This window comes from Bacillus sp. FAU18, assembly GCF_056033885.1.
In genome coordinates, this window is record NZ_JBVYHZ010000003.1 from 1,835,447 (window position 1) to 1,858,795 (window position 23,349).

Sequence of the window (23,349 nt, forward strand, 5' to 3'; positions counted from 1 at the left end):
AGAAGCCGCAGTACAAGACTGCGGCGGCTTCTATTGTTTTTTCGGACTGTCGTCCATTTTCAGAACTGCCATAAATGCTTCTTGCGGCACTTCAACTGAGCCGACCTGCTTCATACGGCGTTTTCCTTCTTTTTGTTTTTCAAGAAGTTTCCGTTTACGTGAGATGTCCCCCCCGTAACATTTAGCCAATACGTTTTTACGCATTGCTTTTATGGTGGAGCGGGCCACGATTTTCTGGCCGATTGCGGCTTGTACCGGAACTTCAAACTGCTGGCGCGGAATGAGTTCTTTCAGTTTTTCAACGATCACTTTTCCGCGTTCATATGCGTAATCACGATGCACGATAAAGGAAAGGGCATCGATTTTTTCACCATTCAGCATAATGTCCATTTTCACAAGCTTGGACGGTTTGTAGCCGATCAGCTCATAATCAAAGGACGCATAGCCTTTAGTGCTTGATTTCAGCTGGTCAAAAAACTCATATACGATTTCCGCTAATGGCATATCATAAATGATGCTGACTCGGTTTGCGTCTAAATACTGCATATCAATGAAATTGCCGCGTTTACCTTGGCAAAGCTCCATTACAGCGCCGACATAGTCATTCGGCACCATCATCGTCGCTTTTACGTATGGCTCCTCAACCCGTTCGATCTTTTGAGGATCCGGCATGTTGGACGGGTTGTCGACAACGACCTTTTCGCCGTCTGTCATATACACGTCATAGATAACGCTTGGCGCTGTCGTAATCAGGTCGATGTTGAACTCACGCTCAATTCGCTCCTGAATGATCTCCATGTGAAGCATGCCTAAAAATCCGCAGCGGAACCCGAATCCAAGCGCTTGCGAAGTTTCCGCTTCATATTGAAGGGAGGAATCATTCAGCTCAAGCTTTTCAAGAGCTTCCCTTAAATCATTATACTTCGCTGTATCAATCGGATACAAACCACAGTACACCATCGGGTTTAGCTTGCGGTATCCCGGCAGCGCTTCTTCTGCAGGATTGGCAGCACTCGTTATTGTATCACCGACACGTGTGTCACCGACATTTTTGATTGAGGCAGTCAGGAAGCCTACATCACCGACCGTCAGTTCATTTGTCGGAGTTGCTTTCGGCGTGAACACGCCCACCTCTGTTACTTCGAATTCTTTGCCGGTTGCCATCATTTTGATTTTTTGTCCCGGCTTTACCGTTCCTTCAACGACTCTGATATAAGCCACGACACCGCGGTAGGCGTCATAAAGCGAGTCGAAGATCAGCGCTTTGAGCGGCGCCTCCGGATCTCCGGTCGGAGCTGGCACCTTTTCTACGATTTGTTCTAAAATCTCCTCAATCCCGATACCAGCTTTTGCTGAGGCAAGCACGGCTTCTGATGCGTCAAGGCCGATAACGTCTTCTACCTCTTGGCGCACACGTTCAGGCTCGGCGCTCGGAAGGTCGATTTTATTGATGACCGGAAGGATTTCAAGATCGTTGTCAAGCGCTAAGTAGACATTGGCGAGCGTCTGCGCTTCAATCCCCTGGGCTGCATCCACGACAAGAATCGCTCCCTCGCAGGCAGCAAGGCTTCGGGATACTTCATACGTGAAGTCGACGTGTCCCGGCGTATCGATTAGATGCAAGATATATTCTTCTCCGTCTTTTGCTTTATATTTAAGCTGAACAGAGTTTAATTTAATGGTTATGCCCCGCTCACGTTCAAGATCCATAGAATCGAGCAATTGTTCTTTCATTTCTCGTTGAGTGATTGCCGACGTTTTTTCTAAAATACGATCCGCTAAGGTCGATTTTCCGTGGTCAATATGGGCAATGATAGAGAAATTCCGTATTCTCGATTGCCTCTCTAAACGCTTTTCTTTATCTGTCACAATCTATCACTCCTACTATTAAACGCAAAATACACTAGCTTAGATTATATCAATAGGATTGTAAAGATTCAATGTAAAACAAGAAAGAGAAAAGTTCCCTGTCATATCTGGGCTGCTTTTCTCTTTCACGTACTTATTGATTCATATCCCGTATCCATTCATACATTGACTGGGCAGTATTGGTTACGGTGTCTGAAAGCGCTTTTCCGGCTTTCGAAAACATATTGAAGGTCTCCACCTTTTCCAGCTCTTTTTGTTTTTCTTCTAAATCTTTTGCCGTGAATGTTTCTCCTAGGATTGAGGCTTCTTTTTCATTATCTTTTCCGTCGGTGAGCGTAAACGCCCCCTTCAGTGAAGGATCATGATAGCCTTTCATACTCAGCATCCCGTTGTTTGCCTGCTGCATGCCGAACAGCACGCCTAAAAACATGATCGTGACAAGCAGTAAGCATTTTCCAAAATACGCAATCAAATCAACCACCTATTTCTTATTGTTTTTTCGTCTCCCCGCTCGCTGCGTTGACCTTTTCAGCATCCCAGTACATTTCGCTGAATACGTCCGCGGCCGCGTTAGCCGCACGCTGCAGCTCTTCGAGATTATTATCTACCCCGCCAAACTCGAGCAAAAGCGCTCTATCGGTTAAATCCTGATTGTAAACACCATTATCGCCTGGCGAGCCTTTGGAAAAGACACCTGTGCTAAGTCCGGGGTATTTTTTCTCCATCAGTTTATGAAGCTCACTCGCAATTTTATAGTTTTCTTCGAAGTTTTTGCTTTTTTTCCCGACGACAAAGGCTACCCTGGCATAGCTTTTTCCTTTAATCGTTGCGGTTGTGTCTTTTTTGCGCCGTGAGTCTCTGTGGATGTCAATGATATATTGCAGATTTTTGTTTGAAGCGAGGGCGTCTTTCACGACCGGCCTTGATTCATCGTAGGACCTGGCATAGTTTAAGCCTTTTTTATTCAATTTTGACTGTATATCGGTTTTATTCACTGTGGCTCCGATTCCCTGGGATTCAAGCGCTTGTCCGAACATATCTCCTACAAGCGTGACGTTGGCTTTAGAATGGCGCGCCATGTCAGGATCGGTCTCGCCTTTTAATAGAGGGAGATATGATTCCGTATTGTGCGTGTGATAGATAAACACGACCTTTTTATCACCTGTTGTTTGTTTGGGCGGATCTTTTTGCGCATTATCTGATTGCGTTTGCTGTTTTTCAATCTCTGCCAAATTCGCTTCCCTTTCTTCCTCCATCACCTTAGACGGCGGCGGCGATTCCGCAGGCATATTCGTATAATCCGTTCCTTGTCCAGCTAACAAAATCTCGGTATCAAATTGTGCAAATCCTGGCAGCTCCCGACCGAGAAAGCTCCGCGGATCTTCGAGGTTAATGCTCGTCGCCAGCTTTAAAGAAAGACGAGAAAGATGAAATGAGCTGTCTGTTTGAGAGAGGTCAGAAGCGAAATAATGGTTTTCCATCCGCAGCAAATGTGCAAATACGTCACCCGGCAATTCTTCAGCAATCCCATAAAAAGAGTCAGACGACGGCCTAAGTTCCGGCCGGAGAGACGTCAGCACACCGGATAGAACAAAAATCACGATAAGGCTTACGATAAATAGAAAGATGGCTTTTACCGCTTTCCCTCCATTTACCGCAACAACAATTTGTCTGTTTCTGCGTTTATTTCTCATTGAATCCCTCCAGCGCTTGTCTAGTAATTACTCTATGAACAAGCTAGAGGAAGTAGAACTGTTTAGTGATTGTAGGAGCCTTTGTTTTCTTGTGACACTTTTTCATGAAGCGCTGTGTTTAATCCGTTCGCTAAAACATTTGCCATATCGTCGATAAATGAATCGACTTCCTTCGGCGTAACCATTAAGTTGTGCCCTAAAGGCGAAAGCACCTCGTGAATGAGCTGCCGTTTTTCATCTTCTTGAAGGGTTCCGACAATCCCTAGGAACGATTGGCGCTGCTTTTGATCGGGAAGATCTTCTTCAGTGAGCACTTTCTTTTTCCCAAACGTCATGCCTGCCGGAACAAGCGATCTTGATGGCCTGTTATCCTTCATTTCTCTGCCAAAATGTTTTAATATGTAGTCCACCGTGTCACTGGCAATTGTCACGGCATCAACTACTGTCGGAACACCGATAGCAATCACCGGAACACCAAGCGTGTCTTTGCTTAAATCTTTTCGTTTATTCCCCACTCCAGATCCCGGGTGAATGCCTGTATCCGATATTTGAATGGTTGTGTTGACCCTTTCCACCGCCCGCGCCGCCAACGCATCAATGGCGATGACAAAATCAGGCTTCGATTGCTCAATCACACCTTTAATAATGTCACTTGTTTCGATTCCTGTTATCCCCATTACACCCGGTGCAAATGCACTGACAGGCCTGTACCCCTCCTGTACGTTTTCCGGCTGAAGCTTAAACAAGTGCCTTGTTACCAACAGATTTTCTACTGCCATCGGTCCAAGCGCGTCAGGTGTCACGTTCCAGTTGCCGAGCCCAACGATCAAACAGCTCGCATCTTTTGAGATATTAAGGTTTTCAAGAAAAGCTGAGAATTCCTCCGCAAAGACAGCAGAGACCTTCTCCTGCATTTCCGAATCATTCTCCCTGATTCCCTGTGCTTCAAGCGTTAAATAGCGCCCTTCTTTTTTTCCCGAAAGCTCTGCGCCTTCCTTTGTAACATCAACTGTGCGGATTTTAATGCCGCCGTGATCACGCTCTTTTTCAATAAAGCCTTTAATTTCTTTTGTCGGCACAGCCTGCTGATTGGCCATTGCTTCCTTCGTTTCTACTGCCAAATCGGTCCGTATCAAATACTGATTCACATCCAGCTCACTCTTTTTCATACAGGGGCCTCCTTCACATTAAGTACCTATATTGTTGCCATTTGCTGAATGAATCATGCTAAAAAGAGAACCTTCAATGAAAAATACTTTACATTTATATTGCAATCTAAAGGTGTGTTTGATAGAATACAATTTGTTCTATTGTGAAGAAGATTTAACCTTAAGACACTGTGCTACAGGTTGTATCTTAGGAGGTGAAACACATGCCAAACATTAAATCAGCGATTAAACGTACAAAAACAAACAACGAACGCCGCGTTCATAACGCGACAATCAAATCTGCTATGCGTACTGCAATCAAACAAGTTGAAGCTTCTGTTGCCAACAACGAAGCTGACAAAGCGAAAACTGCTCTTACTGAAGCAGCTAAACGTATTGATAAAGCAGTGAAAACAGGTCTTGTACACAAAAATACCGCAGCTCGATACAAATCAAGACTAGCGAAAAAAGTGAACGGACTTTCTGCATAATATAAAAACGATCCTCAATAATGGGGATCGTTTTTTTCATTTCTTTTTAACAGCTGTAAAAGGAACAGTTCGAGCAGGAGCTGCTTGTCCTTTTTCCCGGTTTTCATCTCATAGTCCATGACGGCAAGCTGTTCAATAATTGAACGGAGCTCCTCCTCTGAAAAAAGCCTTGCTTGATCCATCGCCAGCTTTACCCGAAATGGGTGAACTTTTAGATTAGAAGCGATTTGTTTTTGTCCGTATCCCTGTTCCGCGAAGTACTTTGTCTGCAGAATCAGCCGGAACTGGTTCGAAATCAGCGCCATAATTTTGATCGGTTCTTCATTTTGTTTAAGCAAATCATAAAAAATTTGCAGACTCTCTGTTCGTTTTCTGTTGACGATTTTATTGATCAGCTCAAAAATATTTTGTTCAAGGCTTCTAGCAACAAGCATTTTCACATCATCCAGCGTAATTTCTTCACGATCTCCAATAAACGTGCAGAGCTTTTGAATCTCCTGAAAAATCGATGACAGATGCCCGTTCACAAGCAGAACCAAATGCTCCGCCGCTTCCGTGCCGATTGTTTTCTGCTCTGTTTTTGCAAGGTTGACAGTAAAGTCCGTCGTTTCCTTTGCGTTTAATTCCTTCGCCTCCATCATAAACGCGTGCTTCTTTAACGCTTTCGTCAGCTTTTTCCGCTCATCAAGCTTTTCATACGGAGCAAGCAGGACAAAGACTGTGTAAGGCGCAGGTGATTGTATATATGATTCAAGCGCACTGACGTTGTGCTCAATTTTTTCTTTTTTCTTTTCACCTGTTAAAAAATATGGATTTTTCACAATGACAAGACGCCGCTCCCCCATAAACGGAAACGTTTCAGCATCTGCAATTGCTTGATCCAGCGGGTCCTCTTCCAGATCAAAAACGGACAGATTGAAATCCTTTGTCTCCTGATCAACGACCGTCTGTCTGATCCTGCTGACGGTTTCTTGCAGCAGATATGTCTCTTTTCCGTATAAACAATAAACCGGATGGACATCTCCTTTTTTCAGGCTTTTCCACACATCAAATACCATTGTTGTACGACTTCCTCTCTTTCATCATCCCCTTCTATCCTAAATTGAGTTTGCAAAATAGTAAAGAGGAAGCCTGACTGCTGCTTCCCCATTTATATTAAACGCCTGTTCGCAAGCCCCCGGGACAGCTTGTAAAAAGGCGATAATCACCAGAACAGAAAACGTTACCTTAGCTTCTAGATTTTTCAAAACAATTCCATTATACTTAAATCAGTCAGGAGGGATAAAGTTGAATGATTTTGAAAAAAACGTTCAAAGCAAACGAAATGATGCTGTAGATTCAGCTGTTGGTTTTGTTGTGTCCTTCGGATTTTTCGCCTTCTTGTTTGTCATGGCAACGGTTATTCACCTAGTTGGTTCATAACAGCGACTGCCCGGGCTGCTGATTTCTCGGCAGTCTTTTTTAGTTCGTCTCTGTTATATCTGATGTATCATATGGAGGATAGACAGAAAAGGTTCCACCTCTGTTTTTGTATCTATATTGGATCGTTCCGTTTTGATCTGTTCGCAGCACGCGGATAGAATGTCTCTGTAATAGTTGCAGAACTTCTTGATGAGGATGATGGTACCGATTGTTTTTCCCAGCTGAGATAATGGCCGTTTCCGGCTGAAGCTGTTGGATGAATTCTTCACCGGTAGAGCCTTTGCTCCCATGGTGCCCCACCTTTAAGACATCTGCTTTAATATTTGGAAACACGTCCATCACCTCCTGTTCCCCTTCTTTCTCCAGATCACCCGTCAAGATCCAGCTCATACCGCCCGTCTCCATCCACAGAACGAGAGAGGAATTATTTTTGCTTGCCGGATCAGGTGCTTCAGGTGACAGTACATGGAACTGCAAATCCTTTATTTGCAATACATCGCCTCGCTTCACCTCTTCAATTGTCACTCCCTCTTCTCTGGCTGTCTGCAGCACTTTCTCATCTTTAGGTTCAGAAACGAACCCTTTCGGAATCACGAGGCGCTTTACTTTATGATACTTCAGCAGAGTCTCCGCCTCTCCGATATGATCTTGGTCAGCGTGCGTCAGAATTAAAGCGTCAAGCTGTTTGATTCCCTTAGCAGTTAAAAACGGAATCAGCACCTTTTCCCCCAGTAAAAACGGATGCTGTTTTTCGCGCCAAGGCTCTGACGAGTAAGACAAAGTGCCGCCGGTATCAATTAAGACACGACCCCGCTGATGCGGAGCACCTACAAACATGCTGTCACCCTGTCCAATATCTATCATATCCACTTCTCCTTCGGAACTAAGACACGGATATATAAAGAGCAGAAACAGCACCGTGCAGCAAATGCCTCCAGTTACCATCAACTGCGACAAGGAGCGTTTTTCAATCGCCATAAGCAATAGGAGGATCGTGACCGTGAATAAAAAAAGCAAAACAGGTGCAGGATGTGCGATCATAATCGTGAATACATCAACATCTGCAATGTTTGTGATTAGCCTATTGGTCCAGCTTATCAATAAATCAAACCAGCTGAAAAACAATCTCCCAAACGAAGCGGAAAGACTTAATAGAAGAACACCTGCTACAGCTTCCGGCAAAATACAGAAGGTATAAAATGGTACCATCAACATATTCATCGGTACGCTGATGATAGAAAACTGATGAAAATGATATAGGAGAATCGGAAGCGAGCCCAGCTGAGCGATGAGTGATACAATTGTCAGCTGCCCCAAGGAGGTTTTAACCTGCTGAAAAATAGAAGAGGATAGAATTAAAGAAAAACTGACGGCGAACGATAGCTGAAAACCGGCTTCAAAGAGATGATAAGGATTGAAGAGCAGAAGGACGATGTATGAAAGGCAAATTGCAGTTGCAGAGTGGACACGCCATTTGACAAGGCTTCCAGCTAAGTAAACACCCGACATGAGAGCGGCGCGTAGCACTGAAGGAGCAGCGCCGGTCAACATCACATAGAGCGGCAGAAATAACAGCAACAGAATTGACGCCTTTTCTCTTGTTATACCAAGGCGTATCATGATATAAAACAAACCTGCTGTCAAAATCCCCACGTGGAGCCCTGATATTGCCAAGAGATGGACAACACCAAGCTTTTGATACGCAGTAAGCACTTCATCTTCCACATAAAATTTGTCACCAACTGTAAGTGCCTGTACAATCCCTGCCGAATCAGGAGGCAGAAGGCTGTTTGTGAATGATATGATATGTTTTCTCAAGCTGAGCACCTTGTACTTGAAATTTTCAGGTTCGCTGCAGTTTTGGATAGACGTGACAGAGTAGTTCCAATGAATATGCTGCCGATAAAGATACTCGTTATAATCAAATGCACCCGGCACAGTTGCGTGATTCGGTTCTTCCAATGTACCAGTCAACTCACATGACATTCCTGGTTCTATGTATAACAGCTGTTCTTTTTCACCAGCAGACTGAATGCGATACGCAGCAGCCCATTTTTCCTTATCAGGTGTCTCAACCATCATAGACATACGGTCGCCGTCAATTTTAGGAATATTGTCAATCACTGCCTTGAATTGATAAGTTCCCTGCCGATAGGAAGAGACATTCTGAGAATCTGTGACTGCATACAGTACAAAAAACAATATAAAAGAGAAGAAACAAACAATAATAAGAAAAGCGTGCCTCGTTTTGATTAAAATGATGAGGAGAAAGAGGATGAAAAGAAAAATAGCGGGGAAATAAGCGGCGGCAGTAATTCCAGCCGTTGCTGAAGCTGCCGCCATAGGCAATAACAATCGCGAATTACGCATTCATCACACGTAGCTCGTGAAAAGTGTATTCGCCTGTTCATGTATCTTTTTCAATTCTTCCTCCGCTAAACCGGCATCGGCCAATTTCCCTATAAGACCCGCTACAAATGAAAGCTTTTCTCTGTTTTTCAGATCAACGATCATTTCATCGAGTTCAACCTGTTCAACAGTTACACCCGCCTGTTCAAATAATTCCTGCGCATACGGATGTGTTTTGTAATCCTCAGCATAATAAACCGTTTTGATACCAGCTTGAATAATAGATTTGCAGCATTGAATGCACGGATAATGCGTCACATAAATCTCAGCTCCATCAGTCGGCACCCCAAACTTAGAGCATTGAAGAATCGCATTCATTTCAGCGTGAATCGTTCTTGCGCAATGATCATCTATCATTAAGCATCCTTCATCTGCACAATGTACACCGCCCGCGATTGACCCGTTGTAGCCTCCTGCTATCATGCGTTTGTCTCTGACTATAGTAGCGCCGACAGATAATCTCGGACATGTGCTGCGCAGCGCCAATAAATGGCTCTGAGCCATAAAGTATTGATTCCATGAAATTCGTTCCACGTTGTTCCCTCCAAATGTTGTGTTGCCTGACCTTTAGTTTACCTATCATAATGCATGACCGTCAAATCACTTTACTGTAATGGAGGACTTTATTTTCTCAAATGACTTTTCACCTATTCCTGAAACCTTAGTGATATCTTCAATTGTTTGGAAACGCCCGTTTTCTTCCCGGTATGCAATAATAGCTTCAGCTTTGGATGGCCCCACCCCTGAGATGCCTTGTAACTCCTCTAAGGTTGCTGTATTGATATTCACCAGCGCTCCCTTCCCTCCATCGCTTTGGACAGACCCTCCGCCACCTTGCTGCACTGCTGTTTCCTCTCCCTTTTTCGGGATGTACACCACTGTCCCGTCCTGCAAAATCTCCGCCAAATTTACTTGCGCTTCGTCTGCTTGTTCACTGGTCCCGCCCGCTTTCTCAATTGCCTGAGATACTCTGTCCCCTGTTCGCATTTCATAAACGCCAGGATGCTGAACAGCACCTTTGATGTCTATCACAATTGTTTCGCTTGACTCGTCGTTGTTTGCTTCCTGCTTTACCACTGTATTTTCTGTCTCTGTTGGTATAGCTTGCTTCACCAGGTCTTTATTTTTCCCTGTGGCCAGAAAGATCATAATCGCTGTGAAAACAGCCGCAGAAGCCGCTAAAATAATTGCTTTCTTATGCTGATTCAACCAATTCATCGTGCATGTTCCCCGCTTTCGTCATATTTTATTTTCATAACACATATGGTTTAGAGGATAATAGCTCAAAGGAGGGGAAACCATTGAAGATAGGCTTTATCGGCACAGGAAATATGGGTACGATCCTTATCGAATCATTTATTGAATCAAAAGCGGCCGATCCCTCAAACATAACAATCACAAACCGCACAATTGAAAAAGCGTTGCACATAAAAAACCGCTACAACAGCATAAACGTTACCGAAAGTCTCGAAAAGCTCGTTTCTGAGAACGAGATGATTTTTATTTGTGTTAAGCCGCTTGATATATATCCTTTACTGGCAAGAGCGTTACCTTATTTAAGAAAAGATCATATTCTCATTTCAATTACAAGCCCCGTTCAAACCGAACAGCTCGAACAATATGTGCCGTGTCAAGTGGCTCGAGTAATCCCAAGTATTACGAACAGAGCGCTGGCAGGTGTTTCTCTCGTCACGTTCGGCACAAGCTGCGGCGAATCTGCAAAAACGAAAATCAATGAGCTGATGCAGCATATCTCTCATCCGCTGCAAATTGAAAGTGACATCACGAGGGTTGCATCAGACATCGTAAGCTGCGGCCCCGCTTTTATGAGCTATCTGATTCAGCGGTTTATAGATGCAGCTGTTTCGGAAACATCAGTGTCTAAACAGGACGCGATTTTGATGTGTAAGGAAATGCTTGTCGGAATGGGAAAACTGTTAGAAACCGAATTGTATACCCTGCCTGCATTACAGGAAAAGGTTTGCGTTAAAGGCGGTGTAACAGGAGAAGGCATTAAAGCGCTGGAAAGCGGTGTACAGGATATGTTTCACCGGGTATTTCAAAATACTCATATGAAGTACGAGGAGGATATTTCCGCAGTGAAAAAGCAGTTTCATGTGTAGACGAGTATGTCATACTTTCGTCTGTACTGCAAAAGCATAAAAAAGCATTTTAAAAAACCATCGTTTTAGGAAACGATGGTTTTTGATTTCTGTGCCTTGAAAAATAGGCGTTCTGATTGTGCTGATGGCTCGGTATCCGTAAAATCAGCTGTCACGCGATGGAGCTGAAAGCCGCAGTTCTTAAGCATTTCTTCGTACTCTTCCACCGGGAACGTTCTTTGCTCGTGTGTCTCATCAAAACGATCATACGCTTCTCCGTTCCACACAAAAAACGACATATCATGAATGACAGAAAGCTCGTCACTTCCGGCAAAGCTCTGCCAAATATAGCTGATATCTTCGTCCTGGTCAGCAAATGTGCTATCCGGAAAGACTTCCGCAATTTTATAAGATGAATGAACATCAAACAGCAAAATGCCTTCAGGCTTTAATACCCGAAATACACTTTTAAAGGTTTCGATCACATCATTTTTTGTTTTTAAATAATTTAATGAGTCACAGCATATCACAACAGCGTCAAATTGACCGTCAAAGCCGGTAATCTCTCTCATATCCTGCTGAAGAAATAAAATAGGCTGGCTACTCGATACCTTTTGCTGGGCGAAAGAAAGCATCTCTTCGCTGAGATCGATGCCTGTAACCTCGAAGCCTTTTTCGGCAAGCCGGATGGAGATTTCCCCCGTGCCGCATGCCAGATCGAGAATACGGCCTTTTTCCGGGAGAGATGCTTCAATCCATTTTGTCCATTGATCGTAAGGCGCGTGTGACATTAACTCGTCATACACGCTTGCAAAGCCTTGATAAATCATTGATTCATTCCAAGGTCAAGATCTGCGAGCGGAGCGTCTCCCCACAGTTTTTCAAGGTTGTAGTAGCTTCTTTCGTCCTTGTGGAAGACATGGACAATCACATCGCCTAGATCAACGAGAACCCATCTTGCTTCATCAAAGCCTTCCATCTTTTTGACTTGAATGCCGTTTTCATCAGCTTGATCCTTGATTTCACGGGCAATCGCCTGTACCTGTTTATCTGAATTTCCGTGGCAGATCAGAAAATAATCAGCAATCAGAGAAATACCTTCCATATCCAGTGCTAAAATATCCTCTGCCCGTTTATCGTCGCAAGCCGCAGCTGCGATCTTTAAAATGGACTTATGATTCATTCACAAATTCCTCCTGTTCAGCTGCCAGACACAAGCCAGTTATACGTTAAAAATGTGTCTGGAAAAACCGGTTGATTTTTTTTCATAAGAAAAACCATTGTATTTTTAATGGACTGAATCAGCGCTTGATTCAAATCTGTCTCAGCAAGCTTACGCACCTCATCGACACCGGGAAATGCCCGGTTTGGCTCAATGTAATCGGCAACGTAAATGACTTTTTCTAAAAGTGACATGCCGGGACGCCCTGAGGTATGATACCTAATGGCGTCAAGAATGTCTTCATCTTGAACCCCTGCCTCTCTTTGGACCAAATAAGCGCCGACCGGAGCGTGCCAGAGCTCCGGATTATGATCCAATAAATGCGCAGGCATTTTTTCGCGCGCAATAATTTGTTTCATTTCTTCTTTCGGGCGGAATTTGGCGTAATCATGAAAGATCGCCGCTGTTTCCGCTTTTTTAGAATCTGCTCCAAAACGCTCCGCAAGTTCGATCGCCGTGTTCATCACGCCAATCGTATGGATATATCGGTGTTCGGTCAATTGCTGCTTCACGCATGCAAGTGCCTCCTCACGATTCATATAAACCATTCTCCTCTACATACTTCTTCACTTTATCAGGGATTAAGTAGTCAGTGGGCTTCTTGCTTTTAAACCGTTCCCTTATCATAGTTGATGATACCTCAAATTCCGGAACGTCTGCAAAGAGAAGCGGATAAGGGGTTTCAACATGAAAACCGGGGCGCTTTACTCCAATAAATTGAATGAGGTTCAGCAGCTCGTCCAGCTTATACCATTTCGGCAAATATTCAATCATATCAGCACCGATAATAAAGAACAGCTGATCATTTGGATAACGCTGCTTCAGTAAAGAAACGGTATCAAAGGTATATGATGGCCCTTCTCTTTCCATTTCAACAAGCTCCAGCTTAAAGGACGGATTAGATTGAATTGCAAGCTTTAGCATTTCCACGCGATGAAAGCTGTCGGTATAGTCTTCGTTCTGTTTATGCGGCGGAATTTGATTAGGCATAAACCAAATTTCATCAAGCCCCGCTTGGTACAGCACCTCATTCGCCATTAAAAGGTGACCATTATGCGGAGGGTCAAACGTGCCTCCGAAAATTCCGATTTTCTTCATTTCAACCACCTTTAAGGAAGCTCGATTTGTTTATTTTCCTTTGATTCCTTATATAACACAATCGTATTGCCGATTGTCTGCACCAATTGAGAGCGGCTTCCTTTTACAAGAGCTTCCGCTACATCGTTTTTATCCTCTTCGCAATTCTGAAGCACGCTGACTTTAATCAGCTCTCTCGCTTCAAGCGCCTCAGCAATTTGTTTAATCATGTTGTCGTTTACTCCGCCTTTACCTACTTGAAAAATCGGCGTTAAATGATGCGCTTTTGAACGCAAAAAACGTTTTTGTTTACCTGTTAACATTCTGTTCCTCCTAATTTTCCTATTACAATGGATCTCATTTTTTCAATATCAGGCTCTTGTCCAGTCCACAATTGGAAAGACAATGCTGCCTGTTCAACAAACATGCCCACACCGTCAAGTGTTTTCAAGCCTTTTTGGCTTGCTTCTTTTAAAAGGGCCGTCTGTATTGGATTATACACGATATCACATACGACGGCACTGCTCGCGGCACGCTGTAATGAAAGCGGCACATCGTCCACGTTCGGATACATGCCCACAGACGTTGTATGGATGATAACATCATACTGCTCAAGACGTTCTTCTGCTTCTTTTATGCTTAATACTTCTTTATTGTGAAACGAGGGAGTAGCTTCTGTAAGCCGCTTTGCTTTTTCTAACGTCCGGTTGCAAATATCAAATTTTTTCGGGGTATTTCGGACAATTGTTGTAAAAATGGCTCTCGCCGCTCCGCCAGCGCCGATCATTAAGAATGACAGTTCAGAGATGGGCTTGTCTAATACCTTCATTAATGACTTCACGAAGCCTTCCCCATCGGTATTGTATCCGACAAGCTTATCTCCCTCTCTTCTGACCGTGTTTACGGCACCGAGCACTTTTGCACTCTCATCAATATGATCCAGATAATCCATAATGGAAACCTTGTGCGGAACAGTCACATTGATTCCTTGTACGCCTAGAGCTCTTATTCCTTTTACCGCATTCTCCAGATCATTCTCTTCTACCTTGAAGGCATGATAATGTCCGTCAAGCCCGAGGTCTTTCAATGATGCGTTATGAATATCAGGTGACATAGAATGGCCAATCGGATTTCCGATAACCCCGTACAGCTTTTTCATACTCCTCTCCCCTTTTCTTAAATTAATGAACGCCGAACAAATACATGAACGCCTTTTGGCGCGTATGCAGTTACCTTTTTATCGGCGTCATGGACAGTAACCCAGCCTAACCCAGAGAAAACAATATCTGTCTTTTTGTCTTTTATCGTAAACGTATGGGCGACCAATTCCGGAAACTCATCCATTTCATCTTTACCCGGAGGTGTGAGCAATTCCCCTGCATGCTTTTCATAAAGCGCGTCTGCATTTTCAAGTTTTGTTCTATGAATCATCAGCTCATTCGGCATATAGCAAATAAAAGGAGATCTTTCCCCAGACACATAATCAAACCTTGCAAGTCCGCCAAAATACAGTGTTTGCTGATCATTAAGCTGGAATGTGCGAGGCTTCAGCTCCTTTTTAGGAGATAATATTTTCAGATCCTTTTTATTGACATAATGCGCCATTTGATGGTTGTTGATAATTCCCGGTGTATCATAAAGCGATGAACCGTCATCCAGCGGGATTTCAATCGCATCAAGGGTTGTGCCAGGAAATTGGGATGTTGTAATAATATCTTCTTCACCTGACACTTCTTTAATAATCCGGTTAATAAAGGTTGACTTTCCTACATTTGTACATCCGACAACATAGACGTCTTTTCCGTTGCGGTAATGCTCAATCGCGTCAATTACTTCTCTGATTCCCTGGCCGCGTCCCGCACTGACCAAAAATACGTCAACCGGTTTTAAGCCAAGCTCTTTCGCTTCACGCTTCATCCATTGGATCAGACGCTCTCTTTTCAGTGACTTAGGCAAAATATCCGCTTTATTGCCAACTAATAAGATAGGGTTTCCCCCCACCAAGCGCTGCATCCCATTAATCCAGCTGCCGTTAAAATCAAAAATATCAACAATTTTTACGACAAGAGAGTCCGTTTCTCCAATACCGTGAAGAATGTTTAAAAAATCATCATCAGTTAAGGAGACATCTTGTATTTCATTATAGTTTTTCAGTCTGAAGCAACGCTGGCAAATCACATTTTCTTTCGTAAGTGATGCAGGCGGCGCGTACCCCAAACCTGTTTTGTCCTCGGTTTGGATCGTAACTCCGCACCCGATACAAACAACCTTTTCCATTTCTTACTCCTCCCACTGAATGTGCCCTTTTCGTTTGAGAGCACTCAGTATTCTGCGTTCGACCTGGCGGTTAAAGCGCGTAATGAATCCGTCAGAGGAAGCGACTGGCACGACCAAAATCGTATGGTAGCCGTTTCGGTTTCCCCCGAGTACATCGGTCAGCAGCTGGTCTCCGATGACAACGCAGTCCTCTTTTTTTAGCTCCATATTGCGCACCGCTCTATTAAAGGCTTTACCCATCGGTTTTCTTGCTTTATAGATGAATGGGATTCCAAGCGGTTCTGAGAAAAGTTTCACTCTTCTTTCATTATTATTAGAGACAATTGTCACTTTAATGCCGTGTTCCTTCATTTCTTCAAACCACTCGATCAATCGCGGTGTCGCGTTTGGTCTGTCCCATTCAACAAGCGTATTATCCAGGTCAGTAATAATTCCTTTTACATTTCGTTCCTTTAATTTCTCAGGTGTAATATGAAAAATATTTTTTACAAACTCGTCAGGTAAAAAAAACTTTTTTAACAAAACCCGCACCCTTCCCTTTTTCTTTCTCTCAAAATGATTGTCGAAAAAAATCGAACTTGCGCCTAAAGAAAAACTGAGCAAAAAAATTTCGACAAAAATTGGGTTTCTTCACCAGGTGTGGATAAATTTACACACACTATCCACTCTTATTACATCACTCTTTAGACAAATTATAAACACGATACTCACAAGTTATCCACTTTTTGGTGTGGATAACAGAACGATTGTTCTTATATGCATTTCATGGTAGATTAAAGATAACTTCAACCTCAGATGAACGCAACTTATCATTGTATGCGTTAAAATCATGAATGATTCCAACTTTTAAGGAGGTGCCTCTCCCATTAATTGGGTTCCTAGCATGAGAAAACTGTCTGATGAATTACTAATAGAATCTTATTTCAAAGCCACCGAAATGAATTTAAACCGTGACTTTATCGAGTTAATTGAAAACGAAATAAAAAGAAGATCGCTCGGACATATTATTTCCGTATCTTCTTAATAGGAATTTGTCTATTTTTTCCGGGCGTATTTCCTTTTTTTACTCAGATGACTGATATTATATCACTTTGGCTGCGCGCTTTACTACTATTTTCAGCAAAAAACACCCCTAAAAAGAGGTGTTTTAAAGGGCCGGTTATTATGCTAACCAGTATATGCCGCCCACAACCAGGAGAACAACAACTAAAACAACAATAAAAGCGTATCCATATGCTCTGCCTGCGCCATACATGTGAAGCGCCTCCTTAATAAGGTTTGATAACAGCCTATGTAGGAGAAATAAATCGGACTAGGCGGTTGTCCGGCTCAACGCTGCAGAATCTGCCCATCTTGTATTCCTTCATATACAATCCTTGCCCCTTTAGGTGTCATATGATTTCCAGAAGGATCTATAAGACCAGATTGGATAAGCGCTTCATCAGTTGCTTTTCCGCCGTCTGCTTCTATAAAATGCTTCCAGTTGTCTACAAGAGGGACATCCAGGCGCTTCGACACATCTCTTGTAATATCGTTATATGAGTTGTGCCATTTCCTTGCTCCGCCTTTTGGTTCAAAAGCAGCTGCTTGATATCTGGAATAGTAAAACAGATGATGCTTCCCATTACCTTCTATAATTGGGATACACGTCATTAAGATTGGCTTGATCCCGTGTTTTCTGCTTTCTTCAATAAAATAAATTAGATTTTCTCTAAAACGCTGCTTCGACACTCTCGGTTTCCCCTCAGTCAGTATGGCAGCGTCATTGGTGCCGAACATAATAAACAAATACTTCGGTTTTTGATCCAGCACATCTGTCTGAAATCGGAGACGGGCATCCTCTGTCGTCTGTCCGCCGATTCCCGCATTGAGTATATCAAGGTTACCGCGCTCAGCTGTTTTTAATATATTGACCCACTGCTGTGCTTTTGGATAATCGCGATAATCCCAGTTAGAACCACGCGTATTGCTGTCACCAAATGCTACAACATCTTCGTATCCCCTTCCCTCGCATCCTGCTGTAACGAACAGCAGAAGGAAAAGGATGATAAAATGTTTCATCTTTACACCCCCAAAAGCCTCACCTTAATGTTATACCTCTGTTTCTCTTCGTTCAATGAAGAGTTTTTCGCTATCACTGTTTTTTCCTATAGTTAACGTGTCCCCCTCAGTGAATATCATTCTGCTTTCATTGCGGCGCAGCTGATGATTTTTTAAAATTCCCTTCTTTCCAATCTGAAAAACACACAAACCAAAGAAAAGAAAATAACCTGAATCCGCACTGGAAACAGGTTATCCGTTAAATCCTGCATTTACTTTAACTTCGATTTAAGCCTGGCCTTTGTTTTTGGCCCATAAATCCCGTCTGCATTTAATCCGTTCATGAGCTGAAAACGCTTGACGGCATTCGCTGTTTTCGGTCCGTAAACTCCATCTATGCCATTGTTTTTGGCTCCCTTATCAGGGTAAAAGTGAAGTGCAGCTAAAGCCTTTTGCAGCTGGAGAATGTTTGTGCCCTTTCGATAAGGCGAAGTGAGCTTTATAACCCCAGACGGCAGAGGATATGATGGTGAAGATTCTTTTGGAGGTGTATCCGAGGAAGAAATTCCGTTTATAAAAGAGTTCCAGTGGTCCAAGAGTTTCCGCGGACATTCTTTCCCAGACCATTTTTTGTGGGGAACAACACGATTTAACGGAATATTGTTTTCCTTCATCAGCTTTCTGATCAGCCACTGGGCATTTGATGTTGCTTTTTCAAAATCGCCATCAGCATTTTCGCAGATTTCAATCCCGATCGATTTGCGATTTCCTGTCCCGTTTGTACCGTCTCCCGCATGCCAGCCGTTTTCATCTATCGGGAGATGCTGATAAATGACTGAATCGTCAACTGTAAAATGCCAGCTTTCGGATGTGCTCGGGTTTTTCACAAAATTGGCGTGCATTTTCGCATCAGCGCCTTTTGCTGTATTCGCTGTATTATGCACCGTAATATAAGCAGGCGTCATCGAATAGCCAGGACGATTATCATTTGATAGCGGTATATAATCCTTTTTTATGGTTACCATTTCTATCCCTCCCTATTATTAAGAATGCAGAAAACAGAGAGATGGACAGCCTTTTTTTTGAGGTAAAAAAGAATTGTGTTCTTAACCTGGTTTTCAGTTGAACCGCTGAAATGGCAACAGTTATACTAATTTAGATGACGGAGGTTTTGGCTCCTGACATCACCTAAGTTGGGAGTGACCATAGACATGTTAAAAAAAGGAATAGGTATACTTGTGATTATTGCTATCATTGCAGTCGGTTTTTTTCAGAAAGAAGCTTGGCTTGATGCAATCAAAGCAGGAGGGATGTTTTCCGTTTTATTTAGTATGCTGCTGATTGCTGCCGATGTTTTTTTCCCAATAGTGCCGTTTGCTTTGGTTGCTGCTTTAAACGGCGCAGTGTTCGGGACTGCAAATGGAATTTGGATTACACTGACCGGCTCAATGCTTGGTACAATATTGCTGTTTTTTCTCGCCAGGTACAGTTTTAGAGATTGGGCCAGAAAAAAAGTTCAGGCCTATCCTGCCATACAAAGCTACGAGGCTTCCTTCAACAAAAACGCTTTTACCGCTGTTTTATTAGGAAGGCTGATACCTGTCATACCTTCACTTGTAATGAACGTGATCTGCGGGCTGAGCCAGGTTCGCTGGCATGTTTTTTTCTTTGCGTCTTTAATAGGGAAAATCCCCAATATTGTTGTTGTCACTATTGCAGGTGCCAATTTCACCAGCAATAAATTATTGTCTATCAGCATTTACGGTGCATATATTCTGATCATCATGGTGGTCATTTATAAAAAGTTCCCTCATCTTCTGAAGGTGCCAAAAAAGTAAGGAGGCTTGTTGGCCCCCTTACTTTTTTTCTGTCGCATGGCCTCCAAATTCATTTCGAAGCGCAGCGACCACCTTTCCTGTAAACGTATCGTCTGTTAAAGAACGGTATCTCATCATCAGTGACATGGCGATGACCGGAGTTGCCGTCTGCAGATCAAGCGCGGTTTCCACCGTCCATTTTCCTTCACCTGAGGAATGCATAATGCCCTTGATCTGATCCAGTTTCGCATCCTTAGCGAAAGCTCGCTCAGTCAGTCCCATAAGCCAAGAACGAATGACAGAACCATGATTCCACACTCTGGCAACCTTCTCGTAGTCAAAATCAAATTGGCTGTTTTCAAGCACTTCGAATCCTTCACCAATCGCGGCCATCATTCCATACTCAATTCCATTATGGATCATTTTTAAAAAATGTCCGCTTCCCGCTTCACCAGCGTATAAATAACCATTTTCGACGGCAGTATCACGAAAAAGCGGTTCCACAATCTCCCATGCTTCATGATCGCCCCCCACCATAAAACAGGCTCCATGCCGTGCGCCTTCCATTCCGCCTGACGTTCCGGCATCGAGATAATGGATACCCGCTTCTTTCATTTGATTGTAGCGGCGAATTGATTCTTTATAATGAGAGTTTCCAGCTTCGATAATCATATCGCCTTTACTTAATAAAGGTGATACATCACGCAAAACAGCATCGACAATGCTATGCGGTACCATAACCCATAGGATACGCGGCGGGTCTAATAAAGAAATTAACTCTTTAAGATTCGTTGTCCCCTCAGCCCCGTATGCTTTCAGTTCATCAACAGCCGCTTGATTTACATCATATCCAACCGCTTGATGATTGCGGTCAATGAATTGCTTTCCTATGTTTATGCCCATTTTCCCTAAGCCGATTAATCCGATTTTCATATCTGTTCCTCCTGATTGTCTAAAAAGCCTTTACTCTTTATGTTCCCTTTGGATTGTATTGTGATACGCAGAAAACAAATGGGGCTTACATCGTCTACGCATGTAAATTTTATTTTTCATGACCGACTGCGCCTGCCAGTTCTATTACTGAATCTCTTTATATCCATAATTATCACTTCATCCTTGATTTACCATCAGTTTAAGTTAAAATATGGGAAGGAATTCGATTTTCTCAGTAAAAAGAAGGTGACATGTTGCAGAATCAATCTCATACTCTTATTGGAGTTACGAAAACCGCTGTATTCTTTTTATACGCTGCACTTGCAATCATCGGTTTTGCAATCGGGTATTTTATCCCGCAGATTGCGAAATGGGCATTATCCCTCCCCTGGATCCCTCTTGAAGGACCGCTTCGGCTCATTACCTCTTTTCAGGGATCTACAGCTGCATTTATCACTGCTCTTCTCGGTATGTGTGCGGGGATTTGGTTCGCTCATTCTGTTATTGCAATGCTGCTGTCTGTCAAAATTACAGATCACACAGTGGAATTCATCAAAGGAAAAAAAGTGCAAACAATTCATTCCGATGACATCGCTCTTGTATTTATGGATCACAAACGGCTTGTCCTCCTGGGAACAGCCGGATATGAATTGGTACGGGAAGAAATTGATGAAAAACCAGTAAACGTTGAGAAGGCCTTTAGACAGCATCATTACGAATGGGCAACAGATGGTGATCCGTTTAAAGATCAATTTCGCCGATGGATTCCTGATGCACCAGACCTATCACAAGGCGCCCATGCCTTATTAAAAACTCGTCACAAAGCGCTGCAGGACGAAGAAAAAGACGATATTGAAGAATTCCGTCTCGAACTGGCACAGCTGGGCATCGTTGTACGGGACGAAGGCACACGCCAATATTGGCGAAAAGCAGAACCCTATCCCCCGAAAATTCAGCACGGCGAAGGATTGTAACAACAGAGGCTCAAGAAAGAGCCTCTTCTCTACTACTGCACAATAAACAGCACTCTGGTGCCGTCAGGATAGCTGCTCATTTGATTCCCTACCCACGAGCCGGCGCCGCGATTATCAGAAGGCGTCACATATCGGACATCAGCCCCTGCGCCGCCTTCCTCACAGACCGCCATCGGCCACTCATCCCGGTCATAGCCCGGCTTGGTCGGGATTCCCTTTAAAGATTCCTCCCGCCTTTTGTCTGCTCCATCTCTGTCAATGGTACAAATATCTGGATGTCCCTCTGCAATCGCATCTCTAATATGACTGCCGGTTTCCGGATAACGAGACAGCGGAAAATATAACACTTTGTCATACGAAGATGCGCCTTGGATCTGTTGAGGAACCATTAAACAAAGAAGAACTGCTGCAGCAAGAAACAGGCCTGCCATCCATTTTTTCATTCCCATCCCCCCATACCTTTGTTCATTTCAATGTATGGGCGCTTGATGAAGAATATTTTTAACATTTGAAGTTCGTATGCTGCTTACCAAAGCCGGACTCCCCCGCGAGAAATTTCCCGGTACAGACACAGACAGCCTCCCGGTCACATACATTTACATATAGGCTTTTGCCTACATACTTTTGTGGAGGTGACGATGGTGACAGGTGTTTTCGCAGCGCTCGGCTTTGTTGTTAAAGAGCTTGTCTTTTTAGTATCTTACGTGAAAAACAATGCCTTTCCACAACCGCTCTCAAGCAGCGAGGAAAAAAAATACTTAGAGCTCATGGCTAAAGGGGATGAACATGCCAGAAACATGCTGATTGAGCATAATCTTCGCTTGGTCGCCCATATTGTGAAAAAATTTGAAAATACAGGTGAGGATGCAGAGGACTTAATCTCCATCGGAACGATCGGGCTGATAAAAGGAATTGAAAGCTATTCCGCTGGTAAAGGGACAAAGCTGGCGACGTATGCTGCGAGGTGTATTGAAAATGAAATCCTCATGCATTTGCGCGCATTGAAAAAAACAAAAAAAGACGTCTCCCTTCACGATCCAATCGGGCAGGATAAGGAAGGGAATGAAATAAGCCTGATTGACGTTTTGAAATCAGAAAACGAAGACGTGATAGATACGATCCAGCTCAATATGGAGCTTGAAAAAGTGAAACAATACATTGACATTTTAGATGACCGTGAGAAGGAAGTGATTGTCGGGCGGTTTGGACTTGATTTGAAGAAGGAAAAAACGCAGCGAGAGATTGCCAAAGAACTCGGTATCTCACGCAGCTATGTATCGCGGATTGAAAAGCGGGCGCTGATGAAGATGTTTCATGAGTTTTATCGGGCTGAGAAGGAAAAGCGGAAGAAGGCGAAGGGGAAATAATGCAGAAGAGGCCGGATCTCATATTCCGGCTTTCTCTATTTGAAAGAGTTATGAAAATCATTTTTTTCATCGCTGATAAGCTCTCCGAGAAAGACAGGCAGGATCGCAACAAATGTCTTGACTTATAAATCCTTTGCCTGCATCCTCCCTCAAGCATTCAAAGCCGGACGTTCTAAAAGCTCCACAGAAAATCCTTCATCGGCATACTTCAGCACATCCTTAGTCCCTGCTTTCTTTATGCAGGCCTCGATCTGGCTGTCGATGCTCGATCCCTTGATCGCTTGTTCCTCGGTATATTGCTATCCCCCTGGATCTCCTTCCTATAAAGTTTTATTAAATAATGATAGCAATCGTTCATGCATTTGTCAGCTTGCGGTCCCTCGATGATTATTATCTCATAAAATGCATCACCCCTTGGGTAATGCTATGTAATAAGTGTTTGTCCTAATGAGGTGATTTTCAATGAGTATGAAAACAAATAAAAAAACCGATGGTTTGAACCATCGA

Annotated in this window: 30 protein-coding genes and 1 pseudogene; 8 read left to right on the forward strand and 23 right to left on the reverse strand. The window is 43.4% G+C overall.

The annotated features are described in order from the left end of the window. Nucleotides 1-30: 30 nt before the first annotated feature. The 4 genes from lepA to gpr all read right to left on the reverse strand — a co-directional run bounded on the left by lepA (nucleotide 31) and on the right by gpr (nucleotide 4,732). On the reverse strand, nucleotides 31-1,869 hold the full coding sequence (gene lepA, locus AC0OMU_RS09780) for a translation elongation factor 4 (protein ID WP_474241125.1): 1,839 nt from the start codon (nucleotides 1,867-1,869) through the stop codon (nucleotides 31-33). 133 nt (nucleotides 1,870-2,002) lie between these two features. After that, nucleotides 2,003-2,341, reverse strand: a complete 339-nt coding sequence (locus AC0OMU_RS09785; RefSeq protein ID WP_181219783.1) for a YqxA family protein — start codon at nucleotides 2,339-2,341, stop codon at nucleotides 2,003-2,005. A 16-nt stretch (nucleotides 2,342-2,357) separates the two neighbouring features. Beyond that, nucleotides 2,358-3,563, reverse strand: a complete 1,206-nt coding sequence (gene spoIIP, locus AC0OMU_RS09790; RefSeq protein WP_014477383.1) for a spore autolysin SpoIIP — start codon at nucleotides 3,561-3,563, stop codon at nucleotides 2,358-2,360. A 62-nt stretch (nucleotides 3,564-3,625) separates the two neighbouring features. Further along, nucleotides 3,626-4,732, reverse strand: coding sequence for a GPR endopeptidase (gene gpr, locus AC0OMU_RS09795; RefSeq protein WP_014480309.1), 1,107 nt, complete (start codon nucleotides 4,730-4,732; stop codon nucleotides 3,626-3,628). 203 nt (nucleotides 4,733-4,935) lie between these two features. Between gpr and rpsT the strand changes: the two genes are divergently transcribed. Continuing rightward, nucleotides 4,936-5,202, forward strand: coding sequence for a 30S ribosomal protein S20 (rpsT, locus tag AC0OMU_RS09800; RefSeq protein WP_003229989.1), 267 nt, complete (start codon nucleotides 4,936-4,938; stop codon nucleotides 5,200-5,202). Nucleotides 5,203-5,216: 14 nt separating this feature from the next. Here rpsT and holA read toward each other — a convergent pair whose 3' ends face one another. Together holA and AC0OMU_RS09810 are read right to left on the reverse strand one after the other, a co-directional pair. Continuing rightward, a complete protein-coding gene (holA, locus tag AC0OMU_RS09805; RefSeq protein ID WP_029317888.1) occupies nucleotides 5,217-6,260 on the reverse strand; it encodes a DNA polymerase III subunit delta in 1,044 nt (347 codons plus the stop codon). A 39-nt stretch (nucleotides 6,261-6,299) separates the two neighbouring features. After that, nucleotides 6,300-6,449, reverse strand: a complete 150-nt coding sequence (locus tag AC0OMU_RS09810; RefSeq protein WP_003229985.1) for a hypothetical protein — start codon at nucleotides 6,447-6,449, stop codon at nucleotides 6,300-6,302. Nucleotides 6,450-6,489: 40 nt separating this feature from the next. Here AC0OMU_RS09810 and AC0OMU_RS09815 point away from each other — a divergent pair, with 40 nt between their 5' ends. Beyond that, nucleotides 6,490-6,624, forward strand: a complete 135-nt coding sequence (locus AC0OMU_RS09815) for a YqzM family protein (protein WP_003229983.1) — start codon at nucleotides 6,490-6,492, stop codon at nucleotides 6,622-6,624. 39 nt (nucleotides 6,625-6,663) lie between these two features. Here the strand turns inward: AC0OMU_RS09815 and AC0OMU_RS09820 are convergent, their stop codons facing one another. From AC0OMU_RS09820 to comEA, 3 genes are all read right to left on the reverse strand, one after another. Beyond that, nucleotides 6,664-8,994: a DNA internalization-related competence protein ComEC/Rec2 gene (locus tag AC0OMU_RS09820; protein WP_474241126.1), complete on the reverse strand. Its 2,331-nt coding sequence runs from the start codon at nucleotides 8,992-8,994 to the stop codon at nucleotides 6,664-6,666. A gap of 3 nt (nucleotides 8,995-8,997) precedes the next feature. Next, nucleotides 8,998-9,567 (reverse strand): ComE operon protein 2, encoded by a 570-nt coding sequence (locus tag AC0OMU_RS09825; protein ID WP_003229978.1) that lies wholly within the window; start codon nucleotides 9,565-9,567, stop codon nucleotides 8,998-9,000. A gap of 66 nt (nucleotides 9,568-9,633) precedes the next feature. Next, complete coding sequence (comEA, locus tag AC0OMU_RS09830; protein WP_474241127.1) at nucleotides 9,634-10,251, reverse strand: competence protein ComEA; 618 nt, start codon at nucleotides 10,249-10,251, stop codon at nucleotides 9,634-9,636. 83 nt (nucleotides 10,252-10,334) lie between these two features. Between comEA and comER the strand changes: the two genes are divergently transcribed. Next, nucleotides 10,335-11,156 (forward strand): late competence protein ComER, encoded by an 822-nt coding sequence (gene comER, locus AC0OMU_RS09835; protein ID WP_063335455.1) that lies wholly within the window; start codon nucleotides 10,335-10,337, stop codon nucleotides 11,154-11,156. A gap of 65 nt (nucleotides 11,157-11,221) precedes the next feature. Here comER and AC0OMU_RS09840 read toward each other — a convergent pair whose 3' ends face one another. From AC0OMU_RS09840 to AC0OMU_RS09875, 8 genes are read right to left on the reverse strand one after another with little or no spacing between them, the layout of a single operon-like run. After that, complete coding sequence (locus AC0OMU_RS09840) at nucleotides 11,222-11,965, reverse strand: class I SAM-dependent DNA methyltransferase (RefSeq protein WP_015384134.1); 744 nt, start codon at nucleotides 11,963-11,965, stop codon at nucleotides 11,222-11,224. Then, nucleotides 11,962-12,318 carry a ribosome silencing factor gene (gene rsfS, locus AC0OMU_RS09845; RefSeq protein WP_474241128.1) on the reverse strand — a complete coding sequence of 119 codons (357 nt, stop codon included), beginning with the start codon at nucleotides 12,316-12,318 and terminating at the stop codon, nucleotides 11,962-11,964. Before rsfS ends, AC0OMU_RS09840 begins: the two co-directional genes overlap by 4 nt. A gap of 17 nt (nucleotides 12,319-12,335) precedes the next feature. Further along, entirely contained in the window at nucleotides 12,336-12,896 is a 561-nt protein-coding gene (gene yqeK / locus AC0OMU_RS09850) for a bis(5'-nucleosyl)-tetraphosphatase (symmetrical) YqeK (protein ID WP_474241129.1), read from the reverse strand. Further along, nucleotides 12,886-13,455, reverse strand: a complete 570-nt coding sequence (locus tag AC0OMU_RS09855; RefSeq protein WP_004398676.1) for a nicotinate-nucleotide adenylyltransferase — start codon at nucleotides 13,453-13,455, stop codon at nucleotides 12,886-12,888. The genes yqeK and AC0OMU_RS09855 overlap by 11 nt, the downstream gene beginning before the upstream one ends. Nucleotides 13,456-13,466: 11 nt before the next feature. After that, nucleotides 13,467-13,757 carry a ribosome assembly RNA-binding protein YhbY gene (gene yhbY, locus AC0OMU_RS09860; RefSeq protein WP_003226133.1) on the reverse strand — a complete coding sequence of 97 codons (291 nt, stop codon included), beginning with the start codon at nucleotides 13,755-13,757 and terminating at the stop codon, nucleotides 13,467-13,469. Beyond that, nucleotides 13,751-14,593 carry a shikimate dehydrogenase gene (gene aroE, locus AC0OMU_RS09865; protein WP_015384136.1) on the reverse strand — a complete coding sequence of 281 codons (843 nt, stop codon included), beginning with the start codon at nucleotides 14,591-14,593 and terminating at the stop codon, nucleotides 13,751-13,753. Before aroE ends, yhbY begins: the two co-directional genes overlap by 7 nt. Before the next feature lie 17 nt (nucleotides 14,594-14,610). Further along, nucleotides 14,611-15,711: a ribosome biogenesis GTPase YqeH gene (gene yqeH / locus AC0OMU_RS09870; protein ID WP_474241130.1), complete on the reverse strand. Its 1,101-nt coding sequence runs from the start codon at nucleotides 15,709-15,711 to the stop codon at nucleotides 14,611-14,613. Nucleotides 15,712-15,714: 3 nt separating this feature from the next. Beyond that, a complete protein-coding gene (locus AC0OMU_RS09875; RefSeq protein ID WP_003226126.1) occupies nucleotides 15,715-16,233 on the reverse strand; it encodes a YqeG family HAD IIIA-type phosphatase in 519 nt (172 codons plus the stop codon). Nucleotides 16,234-16,594: 361 nt separating this feature from the next. On the opposite strand from AC0OMU_RS09875, the gene sda reads away from it, so the two are divergent. Further along, the gene (sda, locus tag AC0OMU_RS09880; protein ID WP_003226124.1) at nucleotides 16,595-16,735 is read left to right on the forward strand and encodes a sporulation histidine kinase inhibitor Sda; all 141 of its coding nucleotides are present in this window, start codon (nucleotides 16,595-16,597) and stop codon (nucleotides 16,733-16,735) included. 305 nt (nucleotides 16,736-17,040) lie between these two features. On the opposite strand, the gene AC0OMU_RS09885 is transcribed toward sda, so the two are convergent. Further along, nucleotides 17,041-17,772, reverse strand: a complete 732-nt coding sequence (locus AC0OMU_RS09885; RefSeq protein ID WP_047182903.1) for an SGNH/GDSL hydrolase family protein — start codon at nucleotides 17,770-17,772, stop codon at nucleotides 17,041-17,043. Nucleotides 17,773-18,023: 251 nt separating this feature from the next. Continuing rightward, entirely contained in the window at nucleotides 18,024-18,776 is a 753-nt protein-coding gene (gene cwlH / locus AC0OMU_RS09890; protein WP_474241131.1) for an N-acetylmuramoyl-L-alanine amidase CwlH, read from the reverse strand. 186 nt (nucleotides 18,777-18,962) lie between these two features. Between cwlH and AC0OMU_RS09895 the strand changes: the two genes are divergently transcribed. Beyond that, nucleotides 18,963-19,589 carry a TVP38/TMEM64 family protein gene (locus tag AC0OMU_RS09895; RefSeq protein ID WP_063335457.1) on the forward strand — a complete coding sequence of 209 codons (627 nt, stop codon included), beginning with the start codon at nucleotides 18,963-18,965 and terminating at the stop codon, nucleotides 19,587-19,589. 18 nt (nucleotides 19,590-19,607) lie between these two features. Here AC0OMU_RS09895 and gnd read toward each other — a convergent pair whose 3' ends face one another. Beyond that, nucleotides 19,608-20,501: a phosphogluconate dehydrogenase (NAD(+)-dependent, decarboxylating) gene (gene gnd / locus AC0OMU_RS09900; protein ID WP_047182906.1), complete on the reverse strand. Its 894-nt coding sequence runs from the start codon at nucleotides 20,499-20,501 to the stop codon at nucleotides 19,608-19,610. Nucleotides 20,502-20,752: 251 nt separating this feature from the next. Here gnd and AC0OMU_RS09905 point away from each other — a divergent pair, with 251 nt between their 5' ends. Further along, complete coding sequence (locus AC0OMU_RS09905) at nucleotides 20,753-21,475, forward strand: YqeB family protein (protein ID WP_047182907.1); 723 nt, start codon at nucleotides 20,753-20,755, stop codon at nucleotides 21,473-21,475. A 32-nt stretch (nucleotides 21,476-21,507) separates the two neighbouring features. On the opposite strand, the gene nucB is transcribed toward AC0OMU_RS09905, so the two are convergent. Further along, nucleotides 21,508-21,918, reverse strand: a complete 411-nt coding sequence (nucB, locus tag AC0OMU_RS09910) for a sporulation-specific Dnase NucB (protein WP_009967785.1) — start codon at nucleotides 21,916-21,918, stop codon at nucleotides 21,508-21,510. 195 nt (nucleotides 21,919-22,113) lie between these two features. Here nucB and sigK point away from each other — a divergent pair, with 195 nt between their 5' ends. Next, nucleotides 22,114-22,842, forward strand: a complete 729-nt coding sequence (sigK, locus tag AC0OMU_RS09915; RefSeq protein ID WP_013308023.1) for an RNA polymerase sporulation sigma factor SigK — start codon at nucleotides 22,114-22,116, stop codon at nucleotides 22,840-22,842. Continuing rightward, nucleotides 22,842-22,970, forward strand: coding sequence for a hypothetical protein (locus AC0OMU_RS09920; RefSeq protein ID WP_367147621.1), 129 nt, complete (start codon nucleotides 22,842-22,844; stop codon nucleotides 22,968-22,970). The genes sigK and AC0OMU_RS09920 overlap by 1 nt, the downstream gene beginning before the upstream one ends. On the opposite strand, the pseudogene AC0OMU_RS09925 reads toward AC0OMU_RS09920, so the two are convergent. Both AC0OMU_RS09925 and AC0OMU_RS09930 read right to left on the reverse strand, forming a co-directional pair. Continuing rightward, a pseudogene (locus AC0OMU_RS09925) lies at nucleotides 22,924-23,120 on the reverse strand (recombinase family protein); the annotation flags it as partial. The gene AC0OMU_RS09920 and the pseudogene AC0OMU_RS09925 sit on opposite strands and share 47 nt — an antisense overlap. After that, a complete protein-coding gene (locus tag AC0OMU_RS09930) occupies nucleotides 23,078-23,200 on the reverse strand; it encodes a hypothetical protein (RefSeq protein WP_474241132.1) in 123 nt (40 codons plus the stop codon). The pseudogene AC0OMU_RS09925 and the gene AC0OMU_RS09930, both read right to left, overlap by 43 nt. Nucleotides 23,201-23,349 lie beyond the last annotated feature (149 nt).

Bases quoted from the DNA above. Each gene is read 5' to 3' on its own strand.
- spoIIP (WP_014477383.1), bottom strand. From the start codon at position 3,563: ATGAGAAATAAACGCAGAAACAGACAAATTGTTGTTGCGGTAAATGGA.
- gpr (WP_014480309.1), bottom strand. From the start codon at position 4,732: ATGAAAAAGAGTGAGCTGGATGTGAATCAGTATTTGATACGGACCGAT.
- rpsT (WP_003229989.1), top strand. From the start codon at position 4,936: ATGCCAAACATTAAATCAGCGATTAAACGTACAAAAACAAACAACGAA.
- holA (WP_029317888.1), bottom strand. From the start codon at position 6,260: ATGGTATTTGATGTGTGGAAAAGCCTGAAAAAAGGAGATGTCCATCCG.
- AC0OMU_RS09820 (WP_474241126.1), bottom strand. From the start codon at position 8,994: ATGCGTAATTCGCGATTGTTATTGCCTATGGCGGCAGCTTCAGCAACG.
- comEA (WP_474241127.1), bottom strand. From the start codon at position 10,251: ATGAATTGGTTGAATCAGCATAAGAAAGCAATTATTTTAGCGGCTTCT.
- AC0OMU_RS09840 (WP_015384134.1), bottom strand. From the start codon at position 11,965: ATGATTTATCAAGGCTTTGCAAGCGTGTATGACGAGTTAATGTCACAC.
- rsfS (WP_474241128.1), bottom strand. From the start codon at position 12,318: ATGAATCATAAGTCCATTTTAAAGATCGCAGCTGCGGCTTGCGACGAT.
- yqeK (WP_474241129.1), bottom strand. From the start codon at position 12,896: ATGAATCGTGAGGAGGCACTTGCATGCGTGAAGCAGCAATTGACCGAA.
- AC0OMU_RS09855 (WP_004398676.1), bottom strand. From the start codon at position 13,455: ATGAAGAAAATCGGAATTTTCGGAGGCACGTTTGACCCTCCGCATAAT.
- yhbY (WP_003226133.1), bottom strand. From the start codon at position 13,757: ATGTTAACAGGTAAACAAAAACGTTTTTTGCGTTCAAAAGCGCATCAT.
- aroE (WP_015384136.1), bottom strand. From the start codon at position 14,593: ATGAAAAAGCTGTACGGGGTTATCGGAAATCCGATTGGCCATTCTATG.
- yqeH (WP_474241130.1), bottom strand. From the start codon at position 15,711: ATGGAAAAGGTTGTTTGTATCGGGTGCGGAGTTACGATCCAAACCGAG.
- sda (WP_003226124.1), top strand. From the start codon at position 16,595: ATGAGAAAACTGTCTGATGAATTACTAATAGAATCTTATTTCAAAGCC.
- AC0OMU_RS09885 (WP_047182903.1), bottom strand. From the start codon at position 17,772: ATGAAACATTTTATCATCCTTTTCCTTCTGCTGTTCGTTACAGCAGGA.
- cwlH (WP_474241131.1), bottom strand. From the start codon at position 18,776: ATGGTAACCATAAAAAAGGATTATATACCGCTATCAAATGATAATCGT.
- AC0OMU_RS09895 (WP_063335457.1), top strand. From the start codon at position 18,963: ATGTTAAAAAAAGGAATAGGTATACTTGTGATTATTGCTATCATTGCA.
- gnd (WP_047182906.1), bottom strand. From the start codon at position 20,501: ATGAAAATCGGATTAATCGGCTTAGGGAAAATGGGCATAAACATAGGA.
- AC0OMU_RS09905 (WP_047182907.1), top strand. From the start codon at position 20,753: ATGTTGCAGAATCAATCTCATACTCTTATTGGAGTTACGAAAACCGCT.
- nucB (WP_009967785.1), bottom strand. From the start codon at position 21,918: ATGAAAAAATGGATGGCAGGCCTGTTTCTTGCTGCAGCAGTTCTTCTT.
- sigK (WP_013308023.1), top strand. From the start codon at position 22,114: ATGGTGACAGGTGTTTTCGCAGCGCTCGGCTTTGTTGTTAAAGAGCTT.
- AC0OMU_RS09920 (WP_367147621.1), top strand. From the start codon at position 22,842: ATGCAGAAGAGGCCGGATCTCATATTCCGGCTTTCTCTATTTGAAAGA.
- AC0OMU_RS09930 (WP_474241132.1), bottom strand. From the start codon at position 23,200: ATGAACGATTGCTATCATTATTTAATAAAACTTTATAGGAAGGAGATC.